Here is an 18,584-nt window from a genome sequence, read left to right on the forward strand (position 1 = left end):
TCGTCACTAAACAGGTAAAGACAATTTTGAGCAAAGATTTCTACACCGAATTTATCCTGCCTTATGCCGGAATTATTATTAAAATCTGCAGGGCTTATACCGATACGGAAGAAGATTTTCAGGATTATTATCAGGAGGTATGTCTGCAAATCTGGAATAGCCGGAAAAATTTTAAAGAAGAATCCAAATGGTCTACATGGATTTACAGAATTTCCCTCAATGTGTGTATGAGCCTTTTGAAAAAGAGAAAAAGAAAACAGGTAGGGACTACAGATTATAAAAAAATACATAACCTACCTGCTAATGAAAATCCTTTTCAGGATGAATCTTTAGAACTTTTGTACAAAGCGATACGTCAACTTTCGGAACTGGACAGGGCTATTATTTTACTTTATTTGGAAGAGAAATCCTACAAGGAAATTGCATCTATTATTGGAACCACGCCAAATAACATTGGAGTGAGAATCACTCGTATTAAAAAACAACTTAAAAAATTACTTGATGGAAAGATCTATTGAAAATATTTGGAAAAAAGGTTTTAAAGCAGAAGAAAAACTTTCATTGCCGGTGATCTCCAATTTATACAAAAGAAAATCTGGGCTAATCATTGATCAAATTAGCAACACCTCAAAGAAGGACAATTTAAGTCTGCTTCCTATGGCGGTTGTTATTTTTGGCGTGTTTGCTTTTATAGGTAAAGTCATGCTGGGAATATACCTGGCCGTTTTTATTATTGCCTTGTTTTTTCTGAACAAAAAAATGCTGAACGACCTTAAAGACCTGGATATTAAAGATAATACCTATAATTATCTCCTAAGATACAGGAATCAAGTGAAACGTATTATAATATATACAACCTGGTTAATTGGTTTAGGTTTGCCCTTAGTTACCCTTCCGGCCTACTGGATGTTCTTTCGAGGTACCAAAGTGTTCGCAAAATTTAAAGAGCTCGATTTTACTATGGAAATGCTGCTTATCATAGGAATGGCTGTATTTCTTTCGATACTCGGAATTCTATCTTATCGTCTCGTGACAAAAATTGTATACGGGAGGTTATTGGCAAGGTTAGAAAGCATCATTGAGGATATGGAAGACCTGATGAAGGCTTAGCTCAATTCTTGATTTCTCTTAAGGAATAATTTTTTGAGGTTTTCATATGTAGGTGAATTATTTTAATCAATTTTTCCTTAAATTAATTCAGGTTATTTTAGAAATATAAATTTGGTGATGAAGCAAGATAATACCTGTCATTATTATCCCCCGGCAGAAGAGAAATTCAATATAATTTCTCACGGATTTGGATTCGCATTAAGCGTAATTGGATTGATCCTCTTAATTTTAAGGGCAAACGAGCTGGGGGGCATCAGGCACCTGGTAAGTTTTAGTATTTTTGGCGCAAGTATGATTCTGCTCTACGCAGCTTCCACCTTCTATCACGCCACAAATGATTCTACCTGGAGATATCGGTTAAATATTGTAGACCATTCCTCAATTTATGTACTTATTGCCGGCACCTATACGCCGTTTGCTTTAGTCACTTTAAATGGAGTTGTAGGCTGGAGTATTTTTGGGGTAGTATGGGGACTGGCTCTTACAGGAATTATTCTGAAACTCTTTTTTACAGGCAGGTATAACACGCTCTCTACCATTATGTATGTGGTAATGGGGTGGATAATCGTTTTTGCGGTAAAACCTCTCCTGGACAATCTCCCTTTGCCAGGGCTTTTATGGCTTTTGGCCGGTGGAATCTCCTATACGTTGGGAGCTGTGATCTTTAGTCTCGATAAAATAAAATTCAATCATGCTATCTTTCATATCTTCGTTTTGCTGGGGAGTTTTTGTCATTTCATTGCTATTTATTTTTACGTCTTAGGCTAGAATTTAGTCTTGCTTATTTCCTCAAGTTTTATGGTCTTTATTTCTGTAAGCTTGCTAACTTTGTAGATATAGCCAAATTGAGCAATTATGAGTAGCAACCCCAGAAAAAGGCGTGAAGCCCTGGTATATCACGCTAAACCAAAACCTGGAAAAATTCAGGTCGTTCCCACCAAAAAATATTCAACACAAAGAGATCTGTCCCTGGCTTATTCCCCGGGAGTGGCAGAACCCTGTTTAGAGATTGAAAAAGATAAAGAAAACGCATATAAATATACCACCAAAGGAAATCTGGTAGCCGTCATCTCTAATGGTACTGCCGTTCTTGGGCTTGGTGATATAGGCCCTGAAGCTTCCAAACCTGTTATGGAAGGAAAAGGCTTGCTGTTTAAGATCTTTGCCGATATAGATGTTTTCGATATTGAGGTAGATACAAAAGAAATAGATAAGTTCATTGAAACTGTAAAAAACATCGCCCCCACTTTTGGCGGAATTAACCTTGAAGATATAAAAGCTCCCGAAGCCTTTGAAATTGAAAGACGCCTGAAGGAAGAGCTTGATATTCCAGTGATGCATGATGATCAGCACGGTACCGCAATTATATCTGCTGCCGCCTTGCTAAATGCCCTGGAGTTGTCTAAAAAGAAGATGGAGAAGGTTAAAATAGTTATTAATGGTGCCGGGGCTGCTGCAATCTCCTGTACCAAACTATATAAAGCTTTTGGGGCAAAACCTGAAAATATTGTCATGTTAGACAGTAAAGGGGTAATTAGGAAAGACAGGCCAAACCTTTCCGAAGAAAAAGCCGAATTTGCAACTTCCCGTAAGATCGATACGCTGGATGAGGCCATGAAAAATGCCGATGTTTTCGTAGGTCTTTCTATTGCCGATATTGTAACTCCCGAAATGTTGAAAAGCATGGCGAAAAGGCCTATCGTATTCGCTATGGCAAATCCCGATCCCGAGATTGATTATAACCTGGCTATCTCTACAAGAAAAGATTTGATAATGGCCACCGGCCGAAGCGATCATCCTAACCAGGTGAACAATGTACTGGGATTCCCCTTTATTTTTAGGGGTGCCCTCGATGTTCGGTCAACCAAGATTAACGAAGAAATGAAAATGGCTGCGGTTAAAGCCCTGGCCGAACTTGCCAAAGAACCGGTTCCCGAACAGGTGAACATTGCCTATGGCGAAACCCGTATGAATTTTGGCCCCGATTATATTATCCCCAAACCTTTTGATCCCAGGCTTATAGCTAAGGTCCCGCCGGCAGTTGCACGAGCTGCTATGGAAAGCGGCTGTGCGCGGCATCCAATCCAGGACTGGGAAAAATATGAAGAAGAGCTTCTGGAACGTATGGGAAGTGACAATAAGATCACGCGCTTATTGATGAACAGAGCAAAAATGGATCCTAAGCGCATTGTTTTTGCTGAAGCTGATCATCTGGATGTTCTTAAGGCTGCCCAAATTGTAAATGACGAGGGAATTGGTATTCCTATTCTACTTGGAAGAAGAGAGGTTATTCAGGAACTTATGCAGGAAATAGATTTTGACGCCGATGTTGAAATCCTTGATCCAAAATCTGATGAACAGGAGGATAAACGCCAGGCCTATGCTGAAGTTTACTGGAAAACACGCAATCGAAGCGGAGTAACCCTTTATGATGCCCAGAATGTTATGCGCCTTCGTAATTATTTCGCAGCGATGATGGTCAATACTGGAGATGCCGATGCCTTGCTGTCGGGGTATTCCAGGGCCTACCCTACAGTGGTAAAACCAATGCTTGAACTTATTGGAATGGCAAAAGGAGTGAGTAGGGTGGCAGCAATTAACCTAATGAACACCTCTCGTGGGCCATTGTTTATAAGTGATACCTCCATTAATATTGACCCGCCCGCAAAAGACCTGGCTAAAATTGCCCAGATGACTGCCCGTACCGTAAAGCTTTTTGGACTTGAACCGGTAATTGCCATGATTTCATATGCGAATTTTGGGTCTTCCAAAGATCCGCATGCTTATAAGGTGAAAGAGGCAGTGTCCTATCTTCACCGCTGGCAACCAGAATTAAAAGTTGATGGAGAGCTACAAACAGATTTTGCTCTTAACAAGGAGATGCTTCAGAGTAAATTTCCGTTTTCTAAACTGGCCGGGAAAAAGGTAAATACTTTAATCTTCCCTAACCTCGATTCAGCGAATAGTAATTATAAAATGCTTAAAGAGTTGAACAAAGCCGATTCTATTGGACCTATAATGATGGGGATGAAAAAACCGGTACACATCCTTCAATTGGGGGCGAGCGTAGAGGAAATGGTGAATATGGCTGCTGTTGCCGTGGTGGATGCACAGGAAAAAGAAAGAAAGAAACAAAAAGAAAATTTGTAGGAATTTTGATGAAGAAGCCCGTAAAATAAGCGTTTCAGGCTTAAGTTAATTTTACTACATTTGATCTCTAAGCTTGAATTGATATATGATTCATCATTTAAAGGGGCAATTGATCGAAAAATATCCCACGCATGTGGTTGTAGACTGTCAGGGCGTTGGTTATTTTTTAAATATATCGTTAAATACTTTTTCTAAACTTTCTGATGCGGAAGCTGTCCATCTTTATACCCATTTGCAGGTAAAGGAAGATTCTCATACCCTGTATGGATTTAGTGACAAATATGAACGTGAAGTTTTCCGGTTGTTGATCTCGGTTTCGGGAGTGGGTACCAGTACAGCAAGAACAATGTTGTCTTCGCTGGAACCTGGTCAGGTGAGGGATGCCATAGCCACCGCCGATGTAGCAACAATTCAGAGTGTAAAAGGCATTGGCGCCAAAACGGCTCAACGGGTCATTTTGGACCTGAAAGACAAGATCCTGAAAGTGCAGGGTGGAGATGAAGTTTTTGTCTCTCAGGACAATACAATTAAAGAAGAAGCGTTATCAGCTTTAGAAACCCTGGGCTTTGCCCGAAAGCAAGCAGGGAAAGTTATTGACAAGATTTTAAAGGAATCTCCCAGCCCTACTGTAGAGTCTCTTATAAAACTGGCGCTTAAAAACCTGTAATAAATTGAAGAACAATTACTTGAAATTGTCAACTTCGGTCCCACTTGCCTTACTGTTGTCGCTGGTGATTTCAACTAATTTATCAGGGCAGGAGACGCAACAGGATACCACCCAAACCGGATATGACCTGGGTACAATTTCTTTGCCCGATCCCGAGAGTTTTTCTTCACAATACGAATACGATCCCATTCTGGACCGCTATATTTTTCGTGAAAGCATTGGTAATATCAGCCTGTCGCAACCCCTTATTCTTACTCCTGAAGAATTTGAAGAGCTGGTGCTTCGGGAAGAGATGCAAAACTATTTTAAGCTTAAAGGTGATGCCCTGGCCGGTAATAAAAAAGGAGCTGAAGAAATTCAGAAAGATATGTTACCGGATTTCTATGTGAACTCCGGTTTTTTTGAGAGTGTTTTCGGGGGGAGCGAGATTGATATCGTGCCACAAGGTACTGTTGAAATGGATTTGGGATTGCTATTCACCAAACAGGATAATCCCGCTTTTTCTCCCCGAAACCGAAGAAATCTCACTTTCGATTTTGACCAACGTATAAGTTTAAGCCTCCAGGGACAGGTTGGAGAGCGCCTTGGTATTATCGCTAATTACGACACCGAATCTACATTCGATTTTCAAAATCAATTGAAACTGGAATATACCCCCAATGAAGATGATATTATCCAGAAGATAGAGGTTGGTAATGTGAATATGCCTTTAAATAATGCTTTGATGCAGGGCGCGCAAAGCCTCTTTGGGTTTAAGACCGAACTCCAATTCGGAAAAACCAGGATTACCGGAGTGTTTTCTGAACAAAAATCAGAGCGGCGTACCGTGAATGTTGAAGGTGGTGCAACTATTGAAGATTTTGAAAGATTTGCTTTAGAATATGATCAGGACAGGCACTTCTTCCTGGCGCACTATTTTAGAGATAACTACGATGAGGCTTTACAGGATTATCCATTTATAAATTCTAATATACAGGTACAACGAATCCAGGTGTGGGTCACCAATCGCACCAACAATATTCAAAACCTTCAGGATACTCGTAATATAGTTGGTATTCAGGACCTGGGAGAAACTTTTATAGAAGGAAATATAGGTTTGAATAATCCGCCTGCAGGATTCTTTAATCAGCCTGAAGGGGCTTTCCCCGATAATAAAAATAACGATTTCAACCCTTTTGGGATCAATGGTCCTGAGGAGTCTGTTCTTACCCCGGCCATTAGGGATATATCTACCGTTGAAAGTGGTTTTGGCGGGGTGCAGGTTTCCGAAGGGATGGATTATATAAAACTCGAAAATGCCCGACAGTTAAATTCTAATGAATATACGCTAAATACACAATTGGGCTATATTTCTTTAAACCAACGTTTAAGTAATGACGAGGTACTGGCTGTTGCATTTCAGTTCACTGCAAACGGCCAGGTTTACCAGGTGGGTGAATTTGCGAACGATGGGGTAGATGCTACTGGTTCTGTTTCTACTGAAGAGCCCGGAGAAGGGGATGAAGAGGAAATCAACCCGAGGTCTAACCGTAACCTGGTGGTAAAACTTCTTAAAAGCACCATCACCAATGTAAATGAACCTATCTGGGACCTGATGATGAAGAATATCTACAGCCTGGGTGCCTACGAGCTGGAAAGGGATGATTTTAGATTGAATATTCTATATACCGATCCGCAACCGCTTAACTATATTAAACCAGCCGGAGATGGTTCTACTCCATTGCCTGAGGATGTTAGCGAAACTCCTTTGTTGAGAGTTTTTAATCTTGATAAATTAAATTCCAATAACGACCCCATTGTAGGCGGGGATGGATTTTTCGATTATGTCCCCGGTATTACCATAGACCCCCGAAACGGAAATGTGATTTTTACTTCGGTGGAGCCTTTTGGGGAACATCTTTTTAGGGAACTGGATAATACCCCAAATACAGGAACTGAAGATTATGCCGATAAGGATACCTGGAATGCAAATCAGCGAAAATACGTTTTTAGATCGCTGTATCGTACCACTAAAACACAGGCCGAACAGGAAGAGGCCGAAAAAAACAAATTTCAATTAAAAGGAAGGTATAAATCTGCAGAAGTCGAAGGAATTCCAATCGGGTTTAATCTTCCGCCGGGTTCTGTTACAGTAACTGCTGGAGGCCGGGTGCTGCAGGAAGGTGTAGATTATGTGGTGAATTATGAACTGGGGCGTGTTCAGATCCTGGATGAAGGGTTGCTGGCCTCCAATATTCCTATTCAGGTAAATACCGAAAATAATGCGCTTTTTGGTCAGCAGACTAAGCGTTTTACGGGGGTGAATGTGGAACATCTTTTCAATGAAAATTTCCTGGTAGGTGCAACCTTCTTGAACCTGAAAGAGCGTCCATTAACCCAAAAAGCTAATTATAGTTATGAACCTTTAAATAATTCGATTTACGGTTTTAATTTAAATTACTCTACTGAAGTTCCTTTTTTCACCCGTTTGGTGAATAAACTTCCGAATATTGATACCGATGTGGAATCTAATTTTTCGGTGACGGGTGAATTTGCCTATTTACAGCCGGGATCTCCTAATATTAATGATTTTGGAGGAAAGACTACCACTTATATAGACGATTTTGAAGCCGCTCAAACCTCTATTGGGATTAATACTCCGCTAAGCTGGGAACTCTCCAGCGTGCCTTTGGGATTTGGGGGCGAGCTTGCCAATGGAGATTTAAATGTAGGCTTTAAGCGGGCAAAATTGGCCTGGTATACTATAGATCCTATTTTTTACAGCAGCAGCCGGCCCGATGGAATCACCGATGCCGATCTTTCCTCTTATGCCACCCGACGGGTTTCAATGAGTGAAATTTTTCCAAATACCGATGTGGTACAAGGGCAGCCTATGGTTGTTTATACTATGGACGTGGCATATTTCCCCGGCCAACGTGGGCCTTATAATTTTAATCCAACTGCTTCAGGTGGAAATAACCTACCGAATCCGGCCGATAATTTTGGAGGAATGATGCGGGGGATTAGTGCGACAAACTTCGAGCAGTCTAACGTAGAATTTATCGAATTCTGGGTTATGGATCCATATATTTATGATGAAAACAGGGGGAACACAGGTGGAACTATCACCTTTAATCTTGGGAATATTTCTGAAGATGTTTTAAAGGATGGTAGGAAACAATATGAAAATGGACTGCCAAAAGATGGGGGCAACAGCAATACTATTTCCACAAATTTTGGAAAAGTACCAGCTGATCAATCTCTCGTATATGCTTTTGATTCTGAAGGCCAGGAGCGCTTAAACCAGGATGTTGGTTACAACGGACTTTCTGATGAGGAAGAAGCGGTGAAATTTCCCGAATTTGGCAACCTGGAAGATCCAGCCAACGATAATTATGAGTATTTCCTTGCCCGTGATGGAAATATTGTTAACCGATACCAGAATTATAATGGGATCGAAGGAAACTCCCCAACCGAAGTTGGTAATACAAACCGTGGGAACAGCACGCTACCTACTGTCGAGGATATCAACAGGGACAATACGATGAACACCATAGACAGTTACTTTGAGTATGAAGTACCTTTTTTCCAGGGTATGGACATCGATAATAACCAATACATCACCGATGTTAAGGAGCTTAATGTGAGTCTAAGAAACGGCCAGGAACTTCCGGTTAGATGGCTTCAGTTCAAGGTGCCTATCTATGAACCCACAGATAGCAAAGGGGGTATAGCCGATTTTAGATCGATAAGGTTTATGAGGATGTTTCTCTCAGGCTTTCAGGATCCTACTTTATTGAGGTTTGGAACAATGGAACTGGTTAGGGGTGATTATCGTAGGTATAACCAAAGCTTACAAACTGAAAATGCCAGGCCCGAAAACTCCAATACCTTATTTGAAGTTACCGCGGTAAATATAGAAGAGAATGAAAACCGGCAGCCAATTCCGTATGTGTTGCCTCCGGGAGTGATAAGAGAAGAACTTTTTGAAAGTAATACCAATATAAGGCAGAATGAACAATCGCTGGCTTTAAGGGTTTGTGATCTTGAACCCCAGGATGCCCGTGCCGTTTATAAGAATTTCCAGATTGATATGCGGCAGTATAAAAATCTTGAAATGTTCCTGCACGCCGAATCCCTGGTGAATCAAACACCATTAAAAGATGGCCAGTTAGTGGCTTTTTTAAGAATTGGTACAGATTTTACCGATAACTTCTATCAGGTGGAAATCCCCTTAAGCCCCACCTTATTTGGAGCACAGTCGGCTGAAGAAATATGGCCGGCAGTAAACCGCCTTAATCTTTCCTTGGAATTGCTGAAAAGGGTTAAAACAAGTGTATTAGGAGATCCATCGTTAAATTCAGGAGACCTTAATTTTTATACCCAGGACCTTGAGTTAACCGATCCTGAAGATCCTTATGATCCCGGGGAAATGCGAATAGGGATCAAGGGAAATCCCAGTTTTGGAAACGTGCGGGTACTTATGCTTGGACTTAAAAACGGGATGCCAAATAATAGCGTGCAGGATTTATGTGGGGAGGTTTGGTTTAACGAATTAAGACTTTCAGACCTTAATAACGAAGGAGGTTGGGCCAGTATTATTAATATGGATACTAATCTTGCAGATTTTGCAAATCTTGCAGCGACAGGACGAAAAAGCACTGTTGGTTTTGGTACGCTGGATCAGGGGCCGAATCAGCGCAGCAGGGAAGATGTTCAGCAATATGATGTGGTTACCAATTTAAATATGGGGCAATTATTTCCGCAGAAATGGGGGCTTAAAATCCCTGTAAATTATAGTCGAGGCGAGGAACTGGTAACTCCCAAATACGATCAGGAGTTCCTGGATGTAGAACTGGATACACGACTACAGGATATCGTTGATCCCGTGGAAAGAGATAGGGTTAAAAAGCAATCTCAGTCTTATACCAAGCGTCAAAGCATAAATGTTATTGGCCTGAGAAAAGAAAGGACCGGCGAGGCAAAACCTATGCCTTACGATATAGAAAACTTTACTTTTTCTACGTCTTATAACCAGGTAGACCACCGGGACTTTGAAATTGAAGAAAGCCTGGATCAAAATGTTCGGGTAGGGGGAACCTATGAATTCAATTTTGCCAATGAACCCATTGAACCTTTTAAGAATATTGCGGTATTAGATAGCAGTGATTATTTCACGATTATTAAAGATTTCAACTTTAATCCGCTGCCTACAAATATTAATGCGAGTTCCAATATTCTACGGCAGTATAATGAACAAAAGTTCCGAAGTCTTGAATTGACAGAAAACGATCTGGGGATTCCTGTTTTGTATCAGCGAAATTATTTATTCAACTGGGATTATGGCATCAATTACAATTTGACCAGATCTTTGAATTTTAATTTTAATGCTTCCAATAACAGGATTATAAGAAATTATATTACTGAAGAGGGTGTTCCCGATAACAGCATTGGCCTTTGGGATGATTTCTTTAATATCGGAGAGCCGAATTTACATTATCAGAGCCTTCAGCTAAATTATGATTTGCCGCTGGAAAAACTGCCGGTATTTCGATTTCTGAAAGCCACCTATTCTTTTACCGGTGATTTTCAATGGCAGCGTGGTTCCAGAATTTATGAAAACCTGGAAGGAATTCCGGATATCGGAAATTCTATTCAGAACTCCAATACGCATCAGGTTAATGCCAGTTTGGATATGCAAAACCTTTACGATTATCTTGGTTTGGTGGAGAAAAAAACCGCGGGCAACAGTACAATAAAAGAGCGCAGTGCCGGCGTACCAACTCTTGATGAGACCCAGGAGGAGCCCCAGGAGGCATCACCTCCCGAGACTAAAGAATATAAAGGATATAACACATTTATTGGGGTGATTACCTCTTTAAAAAGAATCCAGGTGAACTACAGGAACAGCCAGGGAACCTTTTTACCAGGTTATACTCCAGAAATAGGTTTTATGGGAACCTTAAGGCCTACAACGGGATTCACCTTCGGGCTTCAGGATGAAATCAGGTATAGGGCCGCCAGACGGGGATGGTTGACGCTTTTCCAGGATTTTAACCAACAGTTTACAACGGTCGAAAATGAGCAACTCGCGGCTCAGGCTTCTTTAGATCTTCTGCCAGATCTAACCTTAGACATTAGTGCCAACCGAAATTACGCAGAAACCTTTAATGAAAATTACAGGGTTGATCCTAACACACTCGAATATCAATCTCTAACACCATATACCTACGGGAATTTTAATATTTCTACTATACTTATAAAAACTGCTTTTAATCAATCTTCGGAGACATCTTCAGAGACCTTTGAAACTTTCAGGGATAACAGGTTGGAAGTTGCCCGTAGACTTGCTGCTGAACGCGGATTGGATCCCAATGATACCGACGAAGATGGTTATCCGGTAGGCTTGGGCAAAACAAATCAGGCAGTGTTGTTACCGGCGTTTATTTCGGCTTATGCCGGGGTAGATCCCGATAATGTGAAACTGGGAGCTTTTAGGGATGTACCTTTGCCTAACTGGGACCTTAAATATACCGGTTTGATGAGAATTGGATGGTTTAAGGATAAATTCAGGCGTATTTCTATAAATCACGGATACCAATCTAATTATACGATAAATCAGTTTCAGAGTAATCTTGATTATGATCCTGAGGAGAGGTTTGCTGTAAACCAGGCGGGAGATTTTAAAAATCCGGTGTTGTATTCAAACATTGTCTTAACCGAATTGTTTACACCATTGATAAGAGTAGATCTTGAAACGAAATCTTCCATACAGGTGCTTGCCGAAATTAGAAAAGACAGAGCCCTTGCGCTTAGTTTTGATAACAACCTGCTTACAGAAACCCGTGGTAATGAATACAGGCTTGGAATGGGCTACCGTATTAAGGACTTGAAGATAGCGACCAGTTTAGCTGGACAAAATAGAATTTTGAGTAGTGACCTTAATTTTAAAGGAGATGTTTCCTTCAGAAGAAATAATACGGTGATTAGATATTTAGATTTGGAAACCAGTCAGGTTATTGCCGGGCAGGACATCTGGGGCATTAATTTCACGGCAGATTATGCGTTATCTCAAAACCTTACAGCTATATTTTATTACGATCATAGTTTTTCTGAATATGCCGTTTCTACAGCTTTTCCGCAGACCACTATCAGGTCTGGGATAACATTGAGATATAATTTCGGAAATTAGAGAATGGCTGTTTGAACAATTGCATTAAAAAATTACCTTTGTGCCTATATACTATACTATTAAATTATGAACATACCTCAAGATTGTAAGTACACCAAAGACCACGAGTGGGTTAAAATTGATGGCGATACCGCTACTATAGGAATTACCGATTTTGCCCAGGGTGAATTAGGTGATATTGTTTATGTGGAAGTAGATACCCTTGATGAAACTCTGGAAAGAGAAGAAGTCTTTGGAACTGTAGAAGCCGTAAAAACAGTATCAGATCTTTATCTTCCGCTTTCGGGAGAGATCGTGGCATTTAACGACAGCCTGGAAGATGAGCCTGAAAAGGTGAACTCTGATCCTTATGGAGAGGGTTGGATGGTTAAAATTAAATTTTCTGATGCTTCTCAAGTGGAAGATCTTTTAACCCCTGAAGCCTATAAAGAAATTATTGGTAGCTAGAATCCTTTTAATTGGTGCAAGCCTTTATACCCTTGCGCTTACGATTGCTTCCCTGGTGCGACTGGGGAAAATTAGTGTGGGTAGTTTTAACCCTACAGATAAGTTTCTGCATTTTATAGCCTATCTTGTACTGGTTATAATTTGGCAACTTTACATAGTTTTTAGAGAACAGGGTTTTAAGCAGTATTATTCTTATTTAATTAAGATATCTGTTCTCGCTATTGCTTTTGGTATGTTAATTGAGGTTTTACAAGGAGCCCTTACCAGCTTCAGAGAACCCGATTGGCTCGATATTTTAGCCAATATTTTAGGTGTAATGAGTGCCGCGATGTTACTGTTGTTATCTAAAGGAATCCTGCAAAGGTTAAAAAGCAGGATTAATTTAGTTTTTTAGAAAAAATATTTATTTTAGCAATCCTTATTAATCAATAACCCATTATGGAACCAAAGAAAAATCCTAAAGCAGATCTAAGCAGGAGAAGCGTCCTGTTTCTTCAGTTAGGTCTTATTTTAGTCCTTCTAATTACCTGGCAGGCCATTGAGTGGAAAACCTATGACAAGGAAGCCCTCGATACTGGTCAGCTTAATTTAGATGAATTGGATGATGAAGAAATTCCAATTACAGAAATGCAAAATACTCCTCCACCGCCACCGCCACCGCCGCCGGCACCTGAGGTAATTGAGGTTGTTGAAGATGAAGAAGAGGTTGAAGAAGACGAGATTGAATCTACTGAAACCAATTTGGAAGAAATTGTAGAAGTTGAAGAGGTGGTAGAAGCTCCTGTAGAAGAAGAAGTTGCGGATGTTCCTTTTGCTGTTATTGAAAATGTGCCAATCTATCCAGGATGTGAGAACATGAAAAACAATGAAGAGCGTAAGAACTGTATGAGTCAAAAGATTCAGCAACACGTAAACAGGGAGTTCAACAAGGATCTTGGTTCAGAGCTTGGATTATCTGGGGTTAACCGGGTGATCGTTCAGTTTAAAATTGACGAAAAGGGAGATATTGTTAACGTGATGTCTCGTGCGCCACACCCAAGACTTGAAAAGGAAGCTGCAAGAGTAATTAATAAACTTCCTAAAATGCAACCCGGTAAACAACGTGGGAAAGCAGTAGGGGTTATGTACTCTCTTCCAATTGTATTCCAGGTTCAGGATTAAAAATTACTTTATTTTATATATCAAATCCCGGGTTTCCCCGGGATTTTTTTGTTTTGGCTCAAAAACTCTGTTTAAAAAATGTATATTTCCGTTGTGAAACTAACCTACCTGCAAGTGGTATGAAGTATAGGCTACTTCTTTTTGTGATTCTTACCTCGGGCTGCCTGTCTGCACAAACCAAAAACAAGATAGAGGTTTATCCCCGGTTTTCTGAATGTGAAAATGTTCCCTATGAGCGGCAACCGGAATGTTTTGAGCAAACATTCTCCAGCTTTGTAGTTGATAATTTTCAATTGCCCGAAAAAGTAAAAGATGAAGATTATCAGGGTGTCGCTAGCCTTGTCTTTGAAGTTGATAAAAAGGGATCTTTTAATCTTTTGTATACTGATGCCGTTTACTCTGAAATAAAAGAGGAGCTTCAGCGGGTTTTTGCCCTTCTTCCCACCATTGCTCCGGCTACCTATAATTCCAGGCCTTCTTTTATGCAGTTTAAAATGAAGTTGAAGATTCCACTGGAAATTTCCCTTGAAGAAATGTCTGTTCAGGAAGAGCTCGCTATAGAAGAGAATACTAAAACTGAGGTTGCTCCTAAAACGGAATTTCGCCAGGATAAAGTTTTGAATGAATACGACAGCATCAAGTCTGGTGATTTTAAACGTCCCAGGTATCAAAGCCTAATTAATATCCCCTTGAGCCACGAATATTATTCGAGATTTGATGCCGATTTTAATCGGATTGGCACAAATACTCACTCTGCTTCGAAACCCTTGCGGTTCGATGAGGTTGCTCCCTATTACGATTTTGAAGCTGAACAGGCGGAACTGTTGAAAAATACCAATTCCTGGTTAGGCCGTAAAATATGGAATGAACATCTCATCCGGTTTCAGACTAATGATTACTGGTTTACTATAGATTTTGCTATGGATATGCAGTTAGGAAAAGACTTTGAGCAAGCCCAATACGAATTCACTTATAACAATACCAGGGCCGCGATTTTTCAGGGCGGGCTGGGAGATAAACTGAATTTCTATTCAGTAGTTTATGAAAACCAGGGCAGATTTGCTGATTATTACAACCGATATGCCGAATCCATAAAGCCAGACGGGGGTGATCCTGCCATTGTTCCCGGCCGTGGTATCGCAAAGCCATTTATGGATGGAGGTTATGATTACCCCGTGGCTGAAGGCTATCTCACCTATAAGCCTGGAAAATTCTTCAACCTTGAATTTGGGCACGGAAAAAATTTCATTGGAGATGGTTATCGTTCTCTGTTGATGAGTGATAACGCTTCGCCGTATCCATATTTCAAGCTTAATACAACTTTTTGGAAGATCAAATATACCAACACCTGGATGTCTTTGCGTGATGTAAGACCCGAGGTTACCGCAAGTGGTTCCTTCCGTACAAAATATATGGCCAACCATTATTTGAGTTATAATGTCACCAAAAGGCTAAACCTTGGCTTTTTTGAGTCGGTGATATGGGAAAACGATAACGATCGTGGGTTTGATCTTAATTATTTGAACCCTATAATCTTTTATCGTGCCATTGAGTTCTCTACCGGGGCACGTGGCGGAAATGCAATAATTGGTCTAACCGGAAAGTATAAGGTAAATAATCAGGTTAACGTATATGGGCAATGGGTTATAGACGAATTCTCTTCAGCTGATGTGTTTGGGGGCGAGCAGAGTTGGAAAAACAAATTGGGGTATCAACTGGGTATAAAATATTTCGATGCTTTTTCTGTGCCTGGTCTTTTCCTAAGAGCTGAGTATAACCAGGTGCGGCCTTATACTTATTCGCATAACACCGGAGTACTTAATTATGGGCATAATAACCAGTCTATGGCTCATCAGTGGGGTGCCAGTTTTAGGGAAATTCTGGCCATAGCGCGGTATAAAAAAGACCGGTGGTATGGTCATGGAAAATTTATCTACGGCACACGTGGTTATAATTTCAATAATTTTGCCGATAATTATAATTACGGAGGGGATATTTACGGTAGTGAAAGAGATCGCCCGGAGAATATGGACACTGGAGTTAAAATAGGCCAGGGCAATACTGCTAATTCCCTTTTTGCAGAAGTGGAGGCGGGCTATATAATTAATCCCGCGACGAATCTTAAATTATACGGAAGTTTTATATATCGGAATTTCAAGCCTGAGGTAAAAACCTCTAATCAATTTGAGAATTCCACTTCGTGGATTAACTTCGGAATAAGAACCGATATATTTAATTGGTACTACGACTATTAAGTCTTTCTTTGTCTTCCAAAATTAACATTTGTAAGCCCTTGCCTAAAACTAATTAAGGGCTATCTTTGCGCCAATTTAAAAAACTGTTTTTGAATAGCTCCGGCGTACATACTCCAACTGTTTCCCGCTTAACCGATTTTAAAGAGATTACCAAAATGCGACTTGCAGTTAGCGTGGTCTTTTCTTCTATTGCCGGATATTTTCTTGGAGCTGAAACTATAGACTTTGTTGTAGTACTATTGCTGGCTATTGGAGGATATCTTATGGTTGGGGCCTCAAATGCCTTTAATCAAATCATCGAGAAAAACCTCGATGCTTTGATGGATCGCACCAAAAATCGTCCTGTGCCTGCCGGCAGAATGACGGTGACCCGCGCCTTTATTATCGCGAGTGTTTTTACTATTCTGGGCTTGGTTGTACTATATATTATCAATCCTAAAACCGCGATGTTCGGGGCTCTTAGCATCTTCATTTATGTAAGTGTCTATACCCCGCTAAAAACCAAGACTCCCCTCTCTGTTTTTGTTGGAGCCTTTCCGGGGGCGATACCATTTATGCTGGGTTGGGTTGCGGCTACAGATAGTTTTGGAATTGAACCCGGTGTATTGTTTATGATACAATTTTTCTGGCAATTTCCACATTTCTGGGCTTTGGGCTGGTGGTTATATGATGATTATAAAAAAGGAGGCTTTTTTATGTTGCCTACCGGCAAAAGGAATAAAGGAACGGCTATACAAATTGTACTATATACGGTATGGACCGTCCTTGTTTCATTAATCCCTGCATTTGGGGTGACAGGAATGCTCTACCTAACGCCGGTTGCGGCAATTCTGATATTAATTCTTGGGTTAGGGATGTTATATTATGCTCTTAACCTTTACAGGAAAAAATCGGCCCGGGCGGCCAAAAAATTAATGTTTGCCAGCGTTTCATATATTACCTTACTTCAAATTATATATGTGCTGGATAAATTTATAAGACAATGGATTTAACACAAGGAACCGATAAAAGTAAATTCGCCAGGGCAAAAAAAATGATGCTCTGGTTTGGGATTATAAGTATGGTAATGACCTTTGCCGGATTAACAAGTGCTTACGTGGTTAGTAAAAACAGGCCAGACTGGCTTACCGGTTTCGATCTGCCGAATGCCTTTATATGGAGTACTTTTGTGATAGTAGGAAGTAGTATCGCCTTTTTTCTAGCGAAAAGAAGTATTGCCGCTTCTAAACCTAAAAATGGAACAGCCTTTTTGCTTGGAACATTAATCCTGGCTCTTTTATTTGTAGCCCTTCAGTTTAAAGGCTTTAATGATATCGTATCGCAAGGATATTATTTTACAGGGAGTGAAAGTACCATCACTACATCTTTTATTTATGTATTGGTTTTGGTGCATTTAGCTCATTTAGCAGGGGGTTTAATAGTATTATTGGTAGTAATTTATAACCATTTTAAACAACGCTACCGGCCGGGCCAAATGCTTGGGATCGAGCTGGGTGCCACCTTCTGGCATTTTGTAGATATTCTGTGGGTTTATCTGTTTTTATTTTTATATTTCTTCAGATAATAAAATTTACGTTATTTTTGCGCAATACTCAAAAACTAAACTAAAAACTCTTCTATGGACGCGACTGTTGTAAGAACAGGCACCGAAGGTAAATCCTGGGGCGGGGGGAATGAACCTCTTAAAGCAAGTTACGGAAAAATGATGATGTGGTTTTTCATCGTTTCCGATGCTCTTACTTTTTCAGGATTCCTTGCGGCTTATGGATTTTCAAGATTCAAATTTATCGATTCCTGGCCTATAGCCGATGAGGTATTTAATCACTTCCCATTCCTTCATGGCGTTGATGCTCCAATGTATTACGTAGCCTTAATGACTTTTATCCTTATTTTTTCGTCGGTAACCATGGTGCTGGCGGTAGATGCCGGCCATCAGATGAAAAAAGGAAAAGTGATTTTTTACATGTTCCTTACCATTATTGGTGGGCTTATATTCCTTGGTTCTCAAGCCTGGGAATGGAAAAATTTTATTACCGGGACCTACGGCGCGGTAAGCACTAAAGGAGGTAATATTCTTCAGTTTGTAGATAACGAAGGCCATCGCGTGGCTCTCGCCGATGTGGCGCAGGTTATGCCAACCGAACGCGTGCCTCATACCCGTGAAAGCGGGATTTGGTTTGAAGAAGGTGCAGCGCTTCCTACTTATACCATCGAAGAGATTAAAGCTGGTTTTGCGGCTAATGAAAACATTCTGGTACGAACCCAGGCTCTAACAGAAGAAGGTGAGAAAACTATCCTTAGCAGACAGGAGTCTTTAAAAAAGCTGGACGCCGAGGCGGTTGGAGTTATAGAAGGAGCAAATTTGACTCAAAATGAATATGGCCCACCACTGTTTGCCGATTTCTTTTTCTTTATTACCGGTTTCCATGGATTCCACGTCTTCTCAGGTGTTCTAATTAACATCATTATTTTCTTTAATGTGGTGATTGGTACTTATGAGAGACGCGGCAGCTATGAAATGGTTGAAAAAGTGGGGCTTTACTGGCACTTTGTAGATTTGGTTTGGGTATTTGTATTTACCTTCTTTTACCTGGTATAATTTTCTAAGACAGAACGAACAATA

13 protein-coding genes are annotated in these 18,584 nt (G+C 40.5%); all 13 read left to right on the top strand.

Features of this window, described 5'->3' with window-relative positions; genetic code table 11:
* Positions 1–26 precede the first annotated feature (26 nt).
* The 13 genes from BUW93_RS01940 (at position 27) to BUW93_RS02000 (ending at position 18,560) form a co-directional block, all read left to right on the top strand.
* Positions 27–518 (top strand): RNA polymerase sigma factor, encoded by a 492-nt coding sequence (locus tag BUW93_RS01940; RefSeq protein WP_081208669.1) that lies wholly within the window; start codon positions 27–29, stop codon positions 516–518.
* Positions 502–1,110: a hypothetical protein gene (locus tag BUW93_RS01945; RefSeq protein ID WP_081208671.1), complete on the top strand. Its 609-nt coding sequence runs from the start codon at positions 502–504 to the stop codon at positions 1,108–1,110. The genes BUW93_RS01940 and BUW93_RS01945 overlap by 17 nt, the downstream gene beginning before the upstream one ends.
* Positions 1,111–1,227: 117 nt before the next feature.
* A complete protein-coding gene (gene trhA, locus BUW93_RS01950) occupies positions 1,228–1,878 on the top strand; it encodes a PAQR family membrane homeostasis protein TrhA (RefSeq protein ID WP_081208673.1) in 651 nt (216 codons plus the stop codon).
* 87 nt (positions 1,879–1,965) lie between these two features.
* On the top strand, positions 1,966–4,260 hold the full coding sequence (locus BUW93_RS01955; RefSeq protein ID WP_081208675.1) for an NADP-dependent malic enzyme: 2,295 nt from the start codon (positions 1,966–1,968) through the stop codon (positions 4,258–4,260).
* A gap of 85 nt (positions 4,261–4,345) precedes the next feature.
* Positions 4,346–4,927: a Holliday junction branch migration protein RuvA gene (ruvA, locus tag BUW93_RS01960; RefSeq protein ID WP_081208677.1), complete on the top strand. Its 582-nt coding sequence runs from the start codon at positions 4,346–4,348 to the stop codon at positions 4,925–4,927.
* Positions 4,928–4,931: 4 nt separating this feature from the next.
* Positions 4,932–12,098 (top strand): T9SS outer membrane translocon Sov/SprA, encoded by a 7,167-nt coding sequence (gene sov / locus BUW93_RS01965; protein WP_081208679.1) that lies wholly within the window; start codon positions 4,932–4,934, stop codon positions 12,096–12,098.
* A gap of 66 nt (positions 12,099–12,164) precedes the next feature.
* Positions 12,165–12,545, top strand: coding sequence for a glycine cleavage system protein GcvH (gene gcvH / locus BUW93_RS01970; protein WP_081208681.1), 381 nt, complete (start codon positions 12,165–12,167; stop codon positions 12,543–12,545).
* Positions 12,535–12,939 (top strand): VanZ family protein, encoded by a 405-nt coding sequence (locus tag BUW93_RS01975; protein ID WP_232778296.1) that lies wholly within the window; start codon positions 12,535–12,537, stop codon positions 12,937–12,939. The genes gcvH and BUW93_RS01975 overlap by 11 nt, the downstream gene beginning before the upstream one ends.
* 44 nt (positions 12,940–12,983) lie before the next feature.
* On the top strand, positions 12,984–13,706 hold the full coding sequence (locus BUW93_RS01980; RefSeq protein WP_081208683.1) for an energy transducer TonB: 723 nt from the start codon (positions 12,984–12,986) through the stop codon (positions 13,704–13,706).
* A gap of 119 nt (positions 13,707–13,825) precedes the next feature.
* Positions 13,826–15,961 carry a gliding motility protein RemB gene (locus BUW93_RS01985; protein WP_081208685.1) on the top strand — a complete coding sequence of 712 codons (2,136 nt, stop codon included), beginning with the start codon at positions 13,826–13,828 and terminating at the stop codon, positions 15,959–15,961.
* 89 nt (positions 15,962–16,050) lie between these two features.
* Positions 16,051–16,953: a heme o synthase gene (gene cyoE, locus BUW93_RS01990; protein ID WP_081209491.1), complete on the top strand. Its 903-nt coding sequence runs from the start codon at positions 16,051–16,053 to the stop codon at positions 16,951–16,953.
* Positions 16,944–17,525 carry a cytochrome c oxidase subunit 3 gene (locus BUW93_RS01995; RefSeq protein WP_081208687.1) on the top strand — a complete coding sequence of 194 codons (582 nt, stop codon included), beginning with the start codon at positions 16,944–16,946 and terminating at the stop codon, positions 17,523–17,525. The genes cyoE and BUW93_RS01995 overlap by 10 nt, the downstream gene beginning before the upstream one ends.
* Before the next feature lie 54 nt (positions 17,526–17,579).
* Positions 17,580–18,560, top strand: a complete 981-nt coding sequence (locus BUW93_RS02000; RefSeq protein ID WP_081208689.1) for a cytochrome c oxidase subunit 3 — start codon at positions 17,580–17,582, stop codon at positions 18,558–18,560.
* The last annotated feature ends 24 nt before the right edge of the window (positions 18,561–18,584 follow it).

Source organism: Salegentibacter sediminis, from assembly GCF_002078605.1.
GTDB lineage: Bacteria > Bacteroidota > Bacteroidia > Flavobacteriales > Flavobacteriaceae > Salegentibacter > Salegentibacter sediminis.